At 73.1% G+C, this 14,810-nt stretch carries 14 protein-coding genes; 6 read left to right on the plus strand and 8 right to left on the minus strand.

The window, feature by feature from the left end; all coding sequences use genetic code 11:
- From ACR9ZK_RS16425 to ACR9ZK_RS16435, 3 genes are all read left to right on the plus strand, one after another.
- Positions 1-499: glycoside hydrolase family 15 protein (locus ACR9ZK_RS16425; protein WP_481343019.1), on the plus strand; the 499-nt coding region annotated here is incomplete at its 5' end.
- Positions 486-1,184 (plus strand): maleylpyruvate isomerase family mycothiol-dependent enzyme, encoded by a 699-nt coding sequence (locus ACR9ZK_RS16430; protein ID WP_481343020.1) that lies wholly within the window; start codon positions 486-488, stop codon positions 1,182-1,184. The genes ACR9ZK_RS16425 and ACR9ZK_RS16430, both read left to right, overlap by 14 nt.
- Before the next feature lie 2 nt (positions 1,185-1,186).
- The gene (locus ACR9ZK_RS16435; RefSeq protein ID WP_481343021.1) at positions 1,187-1,879 is read left to right on the plus strand and encodes an MBL fold metallo-hydrolase; all 693 of its coding nucleotides are present in this window, start codon (positions 1,187-1,189) and stop codon (positions 1,877-1,879) included.
- Positions 1,880-1,889: 10 nt separating this feature from the next.
- On the opposite strand, the gene ACR9ZK_RS16440 is transcribed toward ACR9ZK_RS16435, so the two are convergent.
- From ACR9ZK_RS16440 to ACR9ZK_RS16450, 3 genes are all read right to left on the minus strand, one after another.
- Positions 1,890-3,281, minus strand: a complete 1,392-nt coding sequence (locus ACR9ZK_RS16440) for an ATP-binding protein (protein WP_481343022.1) — start codon at positions 3,279-3,281, stop codon at positions 1,890-1,892.
- A 10-nt stretch (positions 3,282-3,291) separates the two neighbouring features.
- Entirely contained in the window at positions 3,292-4,971 is a 1,680-nt protein-coding gene (locus ACR9ZK_RS16445) for an FAD-dependent oxidoreductase (RefSeq protein WP_481343023.1), read from the minus strand.
- An 81-nt stretch (positions 4,972-5,052) separates the two neighbouring features.
- A complete protein-coding gene (locus ACR9ZK_RS16450; protein ID WP_481343024.1) occupies positions 5,053-5,388 on the minus strand; it encodes a hypothetical protein in 336 nt (111 codons plus the stop codon).
- Positions 5,389-5,564: 176 nt separating this feature from the next.
- Here ACR9ZK_RS16450 and ACR9ZK_RS16455 point away from each other — a divergent pair, with 176 nt between their 5' ends.
- The 3 genes from ACR9ZK_RS16455 to ACR9ZK_RS16465 all read left to right on the plus strand — a co-directional run bounded on the left by ACR9ZK_RS16455 (position 5,565) and on the right by ACR9ZK_RS16465 (position 8,692).
- Positions 5,565-6,353: a C40 family peptidase gene (locus ACR9ZK_RS16455; protein WP_481343025.1), complete on the plus strand. Its 789-nt coding sequence runs from the start codon at positions 5,565-5,567 to the stop codon at positions 6,351-6,353.
- Positions 6,350-7,231, plus strand: a complete 882-nt coding sequence (locus tag ACR9ZK_RS16460) for an EamA family transporter (RefSeq protein WP_481343026.1) — start codon at positions 6,350-6,352, stop codon at positions 7,229-7,231. Before ACR9ZK_RS16455 ends, ACR9ZK_RS16460 begins: the two co-directional genes overlap by 4 nt.
- Positions 7,232-7,303: 72 nt before the next feature.
- Positions 7,304-8,692: an MFS transporter gene (locus ACR9ZK_RS16465; RefSeq protein WP_481343027.1), complete on the plus strand. Its 1,389-nt coding sequence runs from the start codon at positions 7,304-7,306 to the stop codon at positions 8,690-8,692.
- Between the two features lie 16 nt (positions 8,693-8,708).
- On the opposite strand, the gene ACR9ZK_RS16470 is transcribed toward ACR9ZK_RS16465, so the two are convergent.
- The 5 genes from ACR9ZK_RS16470 to lplAB form a co-directional block, all read right to left on the minus strand.
- The gene (locus ACR9ZK_RS16470; protein WP_481343028.1) at positions 8,709-9,632 is read right to left on the minus strand and encodes an oxidoreductase; all 924 of its coding nucleotides are present in this window, start codon (positions 9,630-9,632) and stop codon (positions 8,709-8,711) included.
- Positions 9,633-9,710: 78 nt separating this feature from the next.
- On the minus strand, positions 9,711-10,757 hold the full coding sequence (locus ACR9ZK_RS16475) for a TerC family protein (protein WP_481343029.1): 1,047 nt from the start codon (positions 10,755-10,757) through the stop codon (positions 9,711-9,713).
- A 269-nt stretch (positions 10,758-11,026) separates the two neighbouring features.
- A complete protein-coding gene (locus ACR9ZK_RS16480) occupies positions 11,027-11,410 on the minus strand; it encodes an MmcQ/YjbR family DNA-binding protein (RefSeq protein WP_481343030.1) in 384 nt (127 codons plus the stop codon).
- Between the two features lie 4 nt (positions 11,411-11,414).
- Positions 11,415-13,526: an excinuclease ABC subunit UvrB gene (gene uvrB / locus ACR9ZK_RS16485; protein ID WP_481343031.1), complete on the minus strand. Its 2,112-nt coding sequence runs from the start codon at positions 13,524-13,526 to the stop codon at positions 11,415-11,417.
- A gap of 64 nt (positions 13,527-13,590) precedes the next feature.
- The gene (gene lplAB / locus ACR9ZK_RS16490; RefSeq protein WP_481343032.1) at positions 13,591-14,640 is read right to left on the minus strand and encodes a lipoate-protein ligase LplAB; all 1,050 of its coding nucleotides are present in this window, start codon (positions 14,638-14,640) and stop codon (positions 13,591-13,593) included.
- Positions 14,641-14,810: the final 170 nt, after the last annotated feature.

The following is a 14,810-nucleotide window of genomic DNA, read 5'->3' on the forward strand; positions in this document are numbered from 1 at the left end:
CGTCGACGGTGACGACCCCCGCATGGTCGGCACGATCCGGGCCGTCGAGGAGGACCTCCTGCGCGACGGCCTCGTCATGCGCTACCGCACGCGCACCGGCGTCGACGGGCTGGCCGGCGACGAGCACCCGTTCCTCGCGTGTTCCTTCTGGCTGGTCACCGCCTATGCGCGGGCCGGGCTCGTCGAGGAGGCCACGGCGCTCATGGACCGGCTCGTCGGCCTGGCCAACGACGTCGGCCTGCTCTCCGAGGAGTACGACCCCGGGAGCGGACACCTGGTGGGCAACTTCCCCCAGGCCTTCTCGCACCTGGCGCTCGTCGGGGCCGCCCTCGCCATCGAGCGGGCGAGCCGGCGCCCGGGGGACGCCGCCGAGGGCCCCGAGCAGCAGCCCTACGAGGAACCCGACACCGAGGACACCCAGGACACCCAGGACACCCAGGACACGCAGGACACCCAGGACACACAGGACCACCAGGAGGCTTCCCATGCACCGTCGTGACGTCACGCCCCGGCACGTCGCCACCGAGACCGACCGGCTGCTGGCCACGGTCGACCGGCTCTCCGACGCGGACCTCGCCGGGCCGTCACTGTGCGAGGGGTGGTCGCGCGGTCACGTCCTCGCGCACCTCGCCCGCAACGCGGACGCCCTGACCCGCGTGGTGTCGGTCGCCACGACCGGGGTCCCCGACACGATGTACGACAGCACCGAGGCCCGGGACGCCGACATCGAGGCCGGTGCCGGGCGCTCGCTGAGGGCGCAGGCCGAGGACCTGCGGGCCTCGTCCGCACGCCTCGCCGCCGAGCTGGACCGGCTCGCCCCCGACCACGGCGGCATCCGGGTGCACCGCACACCCGACGGGCCGGAGATCGCCGTGGGAGCGGTGCCGTACCTGCGCCTGCGTGAGCTCGTCTTCCACCACGTCGACCTCGATGCCGGCTTCCGGTTCGCCGACGCGCCCGCCGACGTCGTCGAGCTGCTGCTCGCCGACGCCGTGGAGCGGCTCGCGGGCGAGGACGCGCCGGACGTCCGCCTGCGGACCGACGAGGGTGACGAGCACGTCCTCGGAGCGGGGACGACCCGAGTCTCTGGCCCCCGGGCCGGAGTTCTCCTCTGGCTGGCCCGTGGACGGACCGACGGCGTCGTCGTCGACGGGCCCCTGCCGACGCTGCCCTTCGGAGGCTGACCGTGCCCGGCGCCGCACCGTACACCGGCCACGTCGAGCCGGGCGGCCCCGCAGCGGTCCGCGAGCTGCCCCGGCTGACCATCCGCAAGCTGTCGGTGTCCTCGTTCGACAACAACGTCTACCTGCTCACCTGCCGCACCACGGGCCGGCAGCTGCTCGTCGACGCGGCGGCCGAGCCGGAGCGCGTCCTCGAGCTCGTCGCGGCGGGGGCCGGCGGACAACCGCACCTCGACGTCGTCGTCACGACGCACCGCCACCGCGACCACGTGGGGGCCCTCGCCGAGGTGGTCCGTGCCACGGGGGCGCGCACCGTCGCGGGGGCCGAGGACGCCGACGGCCTGCCGGTGCCGGTCGACGACCGGGTCGGCCAGGGCGACACGGTCCGGTTCGGTGACGTCGTCCTCGACGTCGTCCACCTGCGCGGTCACACCCCGGGGTCGGTGGCGCTCGCCTACGCCGACGCCCAGGACCCCGCGGGGCGGACGCACCTGTTCACCGGCGACAGCCTCTTCCCGGGCGGCGTCGGCAACACGCGGAACGAGGGTCAGAGCTTCGACGCGCTCATCGCGGACGTCACGACGCGGGTCTTCGACGAATACGAGGACGACACGTGGTTCTACCCGGGGCACGGTGACGACTCGACGCTCGGCGCCGAACGACCGCACCTGCCGGAGTGGCGTGCCCGCGGCTGGTGACCTCCGAGCGTCAGGGCGTCCCGGCCACCGGCAGGCGCACCCGGAACGTCGTGTCCCCGGGGCGGGACTCCACCTCGATGGTGCCGCCGTGCCGGTCGACGACGATGCGGCGCGCGATGTCGAGCCCCAGGCCGGAGCCCCGCCCGACCTCCTTCGTCGTGTAGAACGCCTCGAACGCCCTCTCGAGGGACTCGGCGTCCAGGCCGGGGCCGGTGTCGTGGACCGAGACGACGACCGAGCCCTCCTCGGACCGCGTCCTGACCGTGAGGGTGCCCGAACCGTCCATCGCGTCCACGGCGTTGTCGACGAGGTTGGTCCACACCTGGTTGAGCTCGCCCGGCAGCCCCTCGACCGCCGGCAGGTCCTCCCCCCAGTCGCGCACCACGGTGACGCCGTCGCGCAGCTTCGGCCCCATGACGAGCAGCGTGCTCTCGAGGCCGTCGTGCACGTCGACGCGCTGCAGCGAGGCACGGTCCATCTGCGAGTAGGACTTGATGGCCGACACGAGCTCGGAGACGCGTCGGGTGGACTCGCGCACCTGGCGCAGGAGGGCTGCGACGTCGACGGTCGCGCCGACCCAGGCCAGACCCGGCCCGACGGCGGGAGGAGGGAGGACCCGGGCGACGCGCTCGCACCAGGCGGGGTCGGCGCCGGCGGCCACGAGCGAGGACGCGAGCTCCCAGGCCCGGGCGACCCCGCGCGCCTCGAGCCACTCGCCGAGAGCCTCCTCGCGGTCGGCCTGCACGAGGGCGTCGGGCAGCGTCGTCACCGGCCTGAGCTCGCGGCGCAGCGCGTCGAGCGTCGTGAACTGCTCCGACGTCACGGCTCGGACGGCCATGCCCCGCAGGGACTCGAGGAGCACGTCGCACGCCTGTTCGAGGTCCGCGGCCGAGCGGGTCGCGGCGGCGGCCGGGTTGTTGATCTCGTGGGCCAGGCCCGCCGCGAGCGTGCCGAGCGTGACGAGCGCGCTCCGCTGGCGGGCCGTGGCCTCGATGGAGCGGGCCGTGCCGTAGAGACCCGCGACGAGGTGGGCGGCGAACGGGAACCACGCGTCCGCGAGCGCCCGGAGCCGGTCCGCCGGGACGCGCAGGACGCGGCCGGTCTCGCGGCCGCGGGCCGTCGCGAGGTAGACGCCGTGCTCGTCCCACGCACGGAACCCGCCCGCCCATCGCCCCGGCACGTCCATGCGCCCGACGACGACGTCCTCGCGCCCGCTGTGCCTCGACAGCTCGAGGGCCCCGTCGAGGAGCACCCACCAGGCGTCGGCGTGCTCGCCCTCGCGGAAGAGCAGCGTGCCGGGGTCGACGCGCACCTCCTCCCCGGCCTCGATGAGCTCGTCGAGCTGCTCGTCGGACAGGCCGTCGAAGAGCGGGACCGCTCGCAGGTCGGTGCGTGTGACCACCGCAGCCTCCTCAGACCGTCGCGAGGTAGCGGTGCACGAAATGGACCGCCATGGCGCCTTCGCCGACCGCGGAGGCGACGCGTTTCATCGAGTCGAGCCTGACGTCGCCCGCGGCGAAGACCCCCGGCACGCTGGTCTCCAGGGCGAAGGGCGCACGTCGGAGCGGCCACTGCGGAACGCCTTGTGAGACAGACCTACCCGCGTGGACGTTGACGAGATCCGTTCCGGTGACGACGAACCCGTGGTCGTCGCGGACGACGTCGTCCCCGAGCCAGTCGGTCCGGGGCTCGGCGCCGATGAAGACGAACAGCCAGGACGCCGGGACCTCCGTGACAGCGCCGGACTGCCGGTGGCGCAGCGCCAGCCCCTCGAGGTGCCCGTCACCGGCGACGGCCGCCACCTCGCAGCCGAGCCGCACCACGATGGCGGGGTGGGCACGGATCCGGTCGACGAGGTAGGCCGACATCGACGCCTCGAGGCTCGGGCCGCGCACCACCAGCGTCACGCCGCCGGCGAAGCGGGCCAGGTTGAGCGCTGCCTGCCCGGCCGAGTTGGCGGCGCCGACGACGAACACGTCGTCACCGGCGCACTGGGACGCGTCCCGGGCGTTCGCGCCGTAGTAGACGCCGCGGCCGACGAGCGCGTCGATGCCCTCGGCGTCGAGGCGCCGGTACGACACGCCGGTGGCGAGCACGACACTGCGGGCCTCCACGTCGTCGGCGCCCTCGATCCGCACGGCCCGTACCGGTCCGCGGGCCTCGAGCGCCGTGACGTCGCGCGCGACGACGAGCTCGGCGCCGAAACGTCGGGCCTGGGCGAGGGCGCGCTGCGTCAGGTCCGCCCCGGACAGGCCGCGGGGAAAGCCGAGGTAGTTCTCGATGGCCGCGCTCTGGCCGGCCTGGCCGCCGGGTGCCGCGTGCTCGACGACGATCGTCGACAGGCCCTCCGAGGCCGCGTACACGGCAGCCGCGAGACCGGCGGGGCCGCCGCCGACGATGCACAGGTCGTAGAGGCTGCGCTCGGCGCGGGTGCGCAGCCCGAGCGCTGCCGCGAGGTCGACGATCGCCGGACTGCGCAGCGTCTCGCCGTCGGGCACGAGGACGAGCGGCAGGTCGGACGCGGCGGCCCCCGACAGCTCGAGCAGCCGCGCCCCCTCCGGGTCGCGCTCGACGTCGAACGACGTGTAGGGCACGTGGTTGTTGGCCAGGAAGCTCTTGACCTCGTGGCCGCGCTCGGACCAGCGGTGCCCCACGACCCGGACGTCGGCCGAGTGGTCCGGGTGCTCGGCGTGCCAGTCGGACAGGAGGTCGTCGAGGACCGGGTAGAGCCGTTCCTCCGGCGGGTCCCACGGCTTGAGCAGGTAGTGGTCGAGGCCGATCTCGTTGATGGCGGCGATCGCGACCTCGGTGTCGGCGTAGGCGGTGAGCAGGAGCAGCTTGGCCTCGGCGACGACCCCACGAACCTGCCCGAGCAGCTCGATGCCGGTCATGCCGGGCATCCGCTGGTCGGCGAGCACCAGCGCGAGCGGGGTGTCACGCAGGACCAGCCGCCGCGCCACCTCGAGTGCCTCCGGTCCCGAGGTGGCGCGCACGACCCGGTGCTCGCCTCCGTAGCGGGAGCGCAGGTCGCGCGCCACCGCCTCGGACACGTGCGGGTCGTCGTCGACGGTGAGGATGACCGGCCTGCCCACCACGTCAGCGTAGGAGCCGGCGGGCGACGCCGGGCCGTTCTCGCCGGATCCCGCCGGCCCGCGCTGGGAAACCGGTGGGGCTCAGGCGCTCTCGGCCTCGTCGACGTCCGAGATGTCCGACTCGCGGTCGGTCCCTTCGACGACCGCGATGAGCTCCTCGAGCTCGGTGCGCAGGAAGGGCAGGTCGTCGGGCACGTTCGTCAGGATGATGTGCCGCCGCGGGCTGTGGGCCACACAGAGCCCGACGCCGAGACGAGAACGCCCGTGTCGCTCGCGCCAGGCCCGCTCGAGGGCCGGCCCGCCGTCCCAGTCGACCGGGGCAAGGAGCCAGCCCTGCACGTCGACGATGTCGCCGTCCGGGCCGTGCCGTCGGTTCTTCGGGGGATCGAATCTCTCGACGGTGATCCGCTCGTCCATGTCTCGACGGTACTCCTCGGCCCCTGCCCGCAGGACCCTTCACCGGTGGGCGAGTCGCCATCGTCACGAGACTCGCAGCCGCCACCCAGCCGGCGTCCACGAACCACCGGCCGACGCGTCGGTCCCGGCGGGGCCGGGCGGCTGCGCGAACCCGGCGGGGTGCGAGGATGGCTCGCGTGAGCGCCGTCCCGACCCCCACCACCACGCAGGTCACGCACCTGACCCGCGTCGCCGTCACCACCGTCTGGACCGACCCGGCAAGCCCGCGCCCGGTCGACGTCCCTGCGGTCGCGGACGAGCCGGACCCGGTGGCGTGGCTCGCCGCTCTCGACGCCGCGGGCGCCGACGAGGACGGCGGCGGCCGGCTCGGGCTGCACGGACGCGTCGAGACCCAGCTGCTCGAGGGCGAGCCGGTGCAGGTCACCGGGACCGACGCCTCGGGCCGGTGGTCGCACGTCCTCGCCCCCTGGCAGCGCTCCCCCAAGGACGGACGCGGCTACCCCGGCTGGGTGCCCACCGCGCACCTGCGGGCGCTCGCAGATGACGAGGCGGCCCCGGACGGGCCCGTGGCCTCGGTCGACGCCGCGACGCTCGAGGGGCCGCACCCGGCCGTCACCCTCGCCCGACGCCACCTCGGGCTGCCCTACCTCTGGTCCGGCACGTCGCCGCTCGGTCTCGACTGCTCGGGCCTCGTCCTCGCCACGTGGCGCGAGCTGGGGGTCGTCGTCGCCCGCGACGCCTACGCCCAGGCCGAGACCGCCGAGCCGGTCCCGGTCGCGGACGTCAGTGCCGGTGACCTCTACTTCTTCGCCCGACCGGGCCGGCCGGTCCACCACGTCGGCATCGTCGTCGCCCCGGGGCGGATGGTCCACGCGTCGGAGACCGGAGGCGTCCTCGTCGAGGAGGACCTGCCGCAGGAGCGCCTCGACAGCCTCGTGGCCGCCGGGCGGCTCCCCCTCAGGTGAGCATCGACCGTCGGACCGCGCCGCTGCTCGTCCTCGGCGGCGTCGTCTCCGTCCAGTTCGGCGGGGCGCTCGCGGCCACCCTCGTGCCACGCATCGGCGCTGCCGGGTCGGTGCTGCTGCGCCTGCTGTTCGCCATGGTGGTCCTCGCCGCCGTCGCGCGGCCCTCGGCACGTGGCCGGTCCCGCGAGGACTGGCTCACCGTCGTCCTCTTCGGGGCGGCTCTCGCCGCGATGAACACAGCGTTCTACGCCTCGCTCGCGCACCTGCCGATCGGGGTCGCCGTGACGATCGAGTTCCTCGGTCCGCTGACACTGGCCGCGGTCCTGAGCCGCCGCGGGCGCGATCTCGTCGCCGTCGTCGCCGCCGGCCTCGGCGTCGTGCTCGTGTCCGGAGCGCTCGGCGCGGCCTGGGCCCGCTTCGAGCCCGTCGGCATCCTCTTCGCGGCCCTCGCCGGCGCCATGTGGGCCGCCTACATCGTGCTGAGCCAGCGGACCGGCCGCGCCTTCGCCGGGCTGGACGGCCTCGCGCTCGCGCTCGTCGTCTCCACGCTGCTCGTCGCACCGGTCGGCCTGCCCTCGGTCGCCACCTGGACCGGAGGTGACGTCGCCCTCGGCTTCGGCATCGCCGTGCTGTCCTCGGTCCTGCCGTACTCGCTCGAGCTCGTCGCCCTCCGGCACCTGGCCCAGAGCGTCTTCGGCATCCTGCTGTCACTGGAGCCGGCGGTCGCGGCGGTCGCCGGGTTCGTCGTGCTGCACCAGGTGCTCGACGCCGGGCAGCTCGCGGGGATGGCTCTCGTCGTCGGGGCGAGCGCCATGGTGCTCGGCGCGCAGGGACGCCGTGAACCGCCGGCCGAGCCCGACCCCAGCCTCGGCCCGTGACGCGGCACGGCGCACCGCAGGCTGACGCCGGCCGCTTGACCTCAGGTCGGCTCGAGGTCGTAGCGTCGGCGGGTGACCACCTCCGACGCCGTGACCGCTGACCCGCACCTGCCCGCCGACGAGCGCGGCGGTCTGCTGTCGCCGGCTCTGCGGGCCACGACGGTCGGGATGCTCGCGCTCGTGTCGCTGCACGCGTTCGAGGCGCTCGCCCTGACCACCGTCATGCCGACCATCGCCGCCGACCTCGACGGCGAGTCGCTCTACGCCATGGCGTTCACCGCGACGCTCGCCGCCGGCATCGTGAGCATCGTGTGGTCCGGCAACCTCGCCGACCGCCGCGGACCACGCCCACCGCTGCTCATCGGCCTGGTCCTCTTCGCCGCCGGCCTCGTCGGGGCCGGCCTGGCCCCGACGATGCCGGTGCTCGTCGGGGCGCGGGTGGTCCAGGGCCTCGGGGCCGGCATGACGAGCACGGCGCTCTACGTCATGGTGACCCGCGTCTACCCACGACGCCTCCACACCGCGATCCTCGCCGGGTTCTCCGCGGCCTGGGTCGTGCCCTCGATCGCCGGCCCGTTCGTCGCCGGGCTCATCGCGCAGACCGTCGGCTGGCGGTGGGTCTTCGGCCTGGCGATCGTCGTCCTCGTCGTCGCCGCGGCGCTGCTGTCCCGGATCGTCGCCGGCCTCCGGCAGGAGCCGGTGCCCGTACCGTGGCGCCGCGGAGCCATCGTGGCCTCGGTGGCGCTGGCCGTGGCCGTCCTCGTGCTCAACTCCGCCTCGGGGGCCGTCGACGTGCGCTCGGTCCTCGTCGCCGTCGTCGCGGTCGTCGTCGTCGCGGGCACCGTGCACCGGCTCATGCCGCCCGGGACCCTGCGCCTGCGTCGGGGCCTGCCGAGCGACGTCGCGCTGCGGGCTGTCGCGTTCGCGGCCTTCACCGGCGGCGAGGTGTACCTGCCGCGCCTCCTCACCGAACGCGACCACCTGTCTCCCAGCCTTGCCGGCGTCGCCCTCACCGTCACCGGTGTCACCTGGTTCGCCGGGTCGTGGGTCCAGGGGCGGTGGGCCGACCGGTATGAGATCGGACGGACCGCCCGCGTCGCGTTCGGAGCCATGGTGGTGACGCTCGGGGCGCTGGCCGTCGGGGTGGCTGCCGGCGCGCCGGCCTGGCTCCTCGTCGCCGTGTTCCCCGTGCTGGGCCTCGGCATCGGCACCCTCTACCCACGCGTCACGGCCCAGGCGCTGGCACGGGCCTCGGACGGTGAGCAGGGCTTCGTCAGCTCGGCCCTGCAGATCGGTGACTCGGCCGGTGCAGCGACGGCCATCGCCGTCTCGGCGCTCGTCTTCACGGCCGCCGGGTCGAGCCGCCCGGAGGCCTATGGCGCGCCGGCGTACGTCGCCGTCCTCGTGACGATGCTCGTCCCGGCCGCGGTCGGCTGGCTCGGCGCCCACCGCGTCCGCTGAGCGCCCGGGGCCGGACTCAGCCGGATTCGGCGGGCCCGTCGGGTGCCGGCGGGGCGGACGGAAGGTCGAAGCTGCGCCGGACGACGGCGTCCCACACCCGGTCGCCACCGAGGAGCCGCGTCGCGACGAGCGCCCTGGCGGCCGGGGTGACGAGGTACCGGCTGCGCGGGTGGTCCGCCTCGACGGCTCTCGCGACGACGCGCGCCACGGCGTCGGGGCCGACCGCGCTGCGCGACCGGTAGTTGCGCTCGGTGACCGCGTCGGACGTGGCCCGCAAGGCCGCGTACGGCCCGTCGTCACCGCCCCGCGCCAAGCCCTGGGAGGCGACGTCACCGAACTCGGTCCGCGTCAGCCCCGGCTCGACGAGGACGACGGCGACACCGAACGGAGCGACCTCGACGCGCAGCGCGTCGGTGAGGGCCTCGACCGCGTACTTCGACGCGTGGTACCAGCCACCGGTCGGGAACGTGATCCGGCCGCCCATCGACCCGATGTTGACGATGCGTCCCCGGCCGGCGGCCCGCATCGCCGGCAGCACGAGCTGGCACATCCGGCCCAGACCGAAGACGTTCGTCTCGAACTGGCGACGCACCGCCTCGAGCGGCACCTCCTCGACGGGCCCGTACTCGCCGTACCCGGCGTTGTTGACGAGGACGCCCACCGCGCCGTGCTCCCGCTCGACCACGGCCACGGCCGCGCGCATCGACGACTCGTCGGTGACGTCGAGCTCGAGCGTCCGCGCCCCCGCGGCCCTGAGGTCCTCGAGCGTCTCGGGTCGACGGGCCGACGCGTAGACGACGTGGCCGTCGGCGACGAGCCGGGCCGCCGTCGCTCGCCCGATGCCCGAGCTGCAGCCGGTGACGAGGACGGGTCCGCCGCCGGGCGTGCTGCGTGGGTCGGCCGCCCCGCGGCCGTCTCCGGTGGGGCCGGTGCTGGTCATCGCGTGCTCCTCGCTCCCGCCGCCGGGACCGGTGGCCTCCCCGCAACCTAGCGCGGGAGCGAGCGCCCGGGCGAGCCGTCAGGGGCGATGCGAGGGCGTGCCCGCCGTGCCGGTGCCCGTCGTGTCGGCGCCCGCCCCGCCGGCGGCCTCGCGCCCGGCGTCGCGGCGGGACCTGACGAGGCTGGCCACGGTCGTGACGCCGAGGATGACGACGATCGCACCCAGCGAGACCGAGATCGGGATGTCGGGGACTCCCTCGACCGGGTGCCCACCGTTGACGAACGGCAGGTTGTTCTCGTGGAGCGCGTGCATGACGAGCTTGACGCCGATGAAGCCGAGCAGGACGGCCAGTCCGATGCTGAGGTAGACGAGGCGCTTGAGCAGCCCGCCGATGAGGAAGTAGAGCTGGCGCAGGCCCATGAGGGCGAAGACGTTGGCCGTCAGGACGAGGAAGGGCTCCTTCGTCAGGCCGTAGATCGCGGGGATCGAGTCGAGCGCGAAGAGCAGGTCGGTCGTCCCGAGCGCGAGGATGACGATGAACATCGGCGTCACCAGGCGCTTGCCCTGCTCCATGACCGTGAGGCGCGTGCCGTTCCACTCGGTGGTGGCCCGGAAGCGCTTCTCGACCCACCGGAGGAACCGGTTCTCCTCGAACTCGTCGTCGTCGCTCTCGCCCTGGGTCGCGAGCTTGACGGCCGTGTACACGAGGAAGGCACCGAAGATGTAGAAGACCCAGGCGTAGGCGTTGATGACGACGGCGCCCAGGGCGATGAAGACGCCACGCAGCACGATGGCGATGACGATGCCGATCATGAGCGCCGACTGCTGCAGCTTCTGCGGCACCTTGAAGCTGGCCATGATGAGCAGGAAGACGAAGAGGTTGTCGACCGAGAGGGAGTACTCGGTCAGCCACCCGGCGTAGAACTCGCCGGCGTACTGGCCGCCCCACTGGAACCACACGTAGAGGCCGAAGAGCACCGCCGCAGAGACGTAGAAGGCGAGGTGGCGGCCCGCCTCGGCCATCGAGGGCACGTGCGGCCGTCGGGCTATGACGAAGATGTCGATCAGGAGGAACACGGCCACGAGGCCGATGGTCAGGAACCAGCCCCAAGCGGGAACGTTCATGGGCACAACCTTCCGGTCACCGAGATCAGCAACCGGAGGTCTCTCCCGCCCCGCCGCACGTGGCGACCGGACCGACGGGACCGGAAGCAGCGGTGTACCGCTTCGTGATGACGAGCCCGTCGCAGCAGGGATACTCCCCTCCGAGAACGCCTGATCCTCTCACCGCGACGCCCCACCCCCCAAATCGGCGTCCGGGCCCAGGCCACCGGAGGACGCCACGCGCACCGGTGCGTGGCCGGCCGCGCGGTTGCGGCCGCCGCCGGCCACGGTCAGGACGAGGCCGACGCGTCGGGGCGCTGGCGGCGCGGCAACCCGGCGACGACGAGCTCGTAGGAGATGTCGAGCGCCTCGAGGAGCTCGTCCTCGGCGAGGGTGCCGTCGGTGCGCAGCGTGTTCCAGCCGTGCCGACCGATGTAGGCCATGACGGAGGCGTCGGCCGGGTGCCGGTGCAGCCACTCGTCCGCCTCCTCACGGTTGCGGGCGCACTTCACGCCGATGGAGTCCGCACCGAGGAAGGCGAAGATCTTGTCACCGACCTTGGCCACGGTGTCGCCCTCCCACGGGGAGTCCTCCCAGGCCCCCGGCTTGTTGAGCGCCTCGACGCGCAGCCGCGCGGCAACCGTGCCGCCACCACTCCCGGCCACGGTGCTCACGCCGTCACCGGGTGGCCGCGCTCATCTGGCGCAGCTCCTTCTTGAGATCGCCGAGCTCGTCGCGCAGCCGCGCCGCGAGCTCGAAGTGCAGCTCGGCGGCAGCCTGGTGCATCTGCTCCGTGAGCTCCTGGATGAGGCCGGCGAGGTCGGCCGCCGCCATGTCGGCCGGGCGCCTGGCCGACCCGGCGGAGACCCCGACGTCGGCCTGGACGGCGCCACGCCCACCACCGGTCTTGCCCCGCGACTGGGAGCGGCCCGAGCCGATGAGCTCGGCCGTGTCGGCGTCCTCACGGTTGAGCAGATCCGTGATGTCGGCGATCTTCTTGCGCAGCGGCTGCGGGTCGATGCCCTTCTCGGCGTTGTAGGCCAGCTGCTTCTCGCGCCGGCGGTTGGTCTCGTCGAGCGCCTCCTGCATCGAGGGCGTGATCGAGTCGGCGTACATGTGGACCTGGCCGGAGACGTTGCGAGCCGCACGACCGATCGTCTGGATGAGCGAGCGCGCGGACCGGAGGAAGCCCTCCTTGTCGGCGTCGAGGATCGACACGAGCGACACCTCGGGCAGGTCGAGACCCTCGCGGAGCAGGTTGATGCCGACGAGGACGTCGAAGACGCCGGTGCGCAGCTCGCGCAGCAGCTCGACGCGGCGCAGGGTGTCGACCTCGCTGTGCAGGTAGCGCACCCGGATGCCCTTGTCGAGCAGGTAGTCGGTGAGGTCCTCGGCCATCTTCTTGGTCAGGGTCGTGACGAGCACGCGTTCGTTGCGCTTGGTGCGCTCCTGGATCTCGTGCATGAGGTCGTCGATCTGGCCCTTGGTCGGCTTGAGGACGACCTCGGGGTCGACGAGCCCCGTCGGGCGGATGATCTGCTCGACCGGCGGACCTGACTTGGCCAGCTCGTACTCGCCGGGCGTGGCCGACAGGTAGATCGTCTGGCCGATGCGCTCGAGGAACTCCTCCCACTTGAGCGGGCGGTTGTCCATGGCGCTCGGCAGCCGGAAGCCGTGGTCGACGAGCATCCGCTTGCGCGACATGTCGCCCTCGTACATGGCACCGATCTGCGGGACGGTCTGGTGCGACTCGTCGATGACGAGGAGGAAGTCCTCCGGGAAGTAGTCGAGGAGGCAGTTCGGGGCCGAGCCCGGGCCCCGGCCGTCGATGTGGCGGCTGTAGTTCTCGATGCCGGAGCAGAACCCGACCTGCCGCATCATCTCGACGTCGTAGGTGGTGCGCATCCGCAACCGCTGGGCCTCGAGCAGCTTGCCCTGCTTCTCGAAACGGGCCAGCTGGTCCTCGAGCTCGAGCTCGATGCCGCGGATGGCGCGGTCCATCCGCTCCGGCCCGGCGACGTAGTGCGAGGCCGGGAAGACGTACATCTCCTGCTCCTCGTTGACGACCTCACCGGTCACCGGGTGCAGGGTGTAGATCCGTTCGACCTCGTCGCCGAAGAACTCGATGCGGATCGCGAGCTCCTCGTAGACCGGGATGATCTCGACCGTGTCGCCCCGGACGCGGAAGGTTCCGCGGGTGAAGGCGAGGTCGTTGCGCGTGTACTGCATCTCGACGAACCGCCGCAGCAGCTGGTCGCGCTCGATCTCCATGCCGACGCGCAGCCGGGCCATGCGGTCCACGTACTCCTGCGGCGTGCCGAGGCCGTAGATGCAGGACACCGACGCGACGACGATGACGTCGCGGCGGGTGAGCAGCGAGTTGGTGGCCGAGTGACGCAGCCGCTCGACCTCGTCGTTGACCGAGGAGTCCTTCTCGATGTACGTGTCCGTCTGCGGGATGTACGCCTCGGGCTGGTAGTAGTCGTAGTAGCTGACGAAGTACTCGACGGCGTTGTTCGGCAGCAGCTCGCGGAACTCGTTGGCCAGCTGCGCGGCGAGGGTCTTGTTCGGCGCCATGACGAGGGTCGGGCGCTGGACCTGCTCGATGAGCCAGGCCGTCGTCGCCGACTTGCCGGTGCCGGTGGCACCGAGCAGCACGACGTCCTGCTCCCCCGCCCTGACGCGTCGGGACAGCTCGGCGATGGCCGCCGGCTGGTCACCGCTCGGCCGGTACTCGGAGATGACCTCGAACGGGGCCACCGTGCGCTGGAGGTCGGTCGTCGGACGCATGGCTCAACCGTACGTCCGGGGACCGACAGCGCCCACACCCCGGGCCGCCGCGACGTCCACGCGGTCACGGCACACGGTTGGTCCACTCCGGCGTCGCGAACTTCTCGTCGACGAGCCGCTGCGCCTCGGCGAGCTCGGCCTGGGTGTAGTCCGAGGCCGTCGTGCGGTACCGGCGCGAGAACGACGCCGCGAAGGCGTCGAGGATCGCCGCGCGCGACAGCCCGGTCTGGCGGCGCATGGGGTCGACGCGCTTGTCGGCCGAGCGGTGGCCCTTGTCGCTCATCTTCTCGCGACCGATGCGCAGCACCTCCAGCATCTTGGCCGCGTCGATGTCGTAGGACATCGTCACGTGGTGCAGGACCGCCCCGTTGGCGAACCGCTTCTGGGCGGCCCCGCCGATCTTGCCGGCCTCGCTGGCGATGTCGTTGAGCGGCACGAAGTGGGCCTTGACCCCGACCTCCTCGAGGGCACCGATGACCCACTCGTCGAGGAAGGAGTAGGACCGCTCGAAGCTGAGCCCCTCGACGAGCGAGCTCGGCACGACGAGCGAGTACGTGATGCAGTTGCCCGGCTCCATGAACATCGCGCCGCCGCCGGAGACCCGCCGCACGACGTCGATGCCGTGCCGGGCGGCACCCTCGGGGTCGACCTCGTTGCGGACCGACTGGAACGAGCCGATGACGACGAGCGGGCTGTCCCAGTCCCAGAACCGCAGCGTCGGCGGGCGCTCGCCGCTCGCGACCTCGTGGGCGATGACCTCGTCGAGCGCGACGTGCAGGGCCGGGTGCAGCACCCGCGGCGGGATGACGTCGAAGACGTGGTCGTCCCACCCGGTGGCCTTGCCGAGGGCCCGGCGCACGGCGATGCCGATGGCCTCGGGCGTGAACCCGACGAGCGCCACGGACCCGTCGAGGGCCGCCGTCACGGCCGAGGCCAGCCGCTCGACGCCGGCGTCGACCGGAAGCCCGGTCAGGGCCGCGTTGATGTCGCCCAGCGCCTCGTCGGGTTCGAGGAAGAAGTCGCCGGAGACGCTGACCGAGGCGAGCCGGCCGCCCGCCTCCTCGACGTCGACCGCGACGAGCTTGCCACCGGGGACCTTGTACTCACCACGCATGCCGTGGACAACACGGACACCCCGCCGTGTATGCCGCAGGGCGCCTCCGCCCACCCGAGCCCCTGTCTCTTATACACATCTCCGAGCCCACGAGACGGAGCTACATCTGGGGGGGGGTGTTTTGGTTGGGAGGGGGGGGGGGGGGGGGGGGGGGGGGGGGGGGGGGGGGG

Source organism: Monashia sp. HAY1-5C (assembly GCF_056755255.1).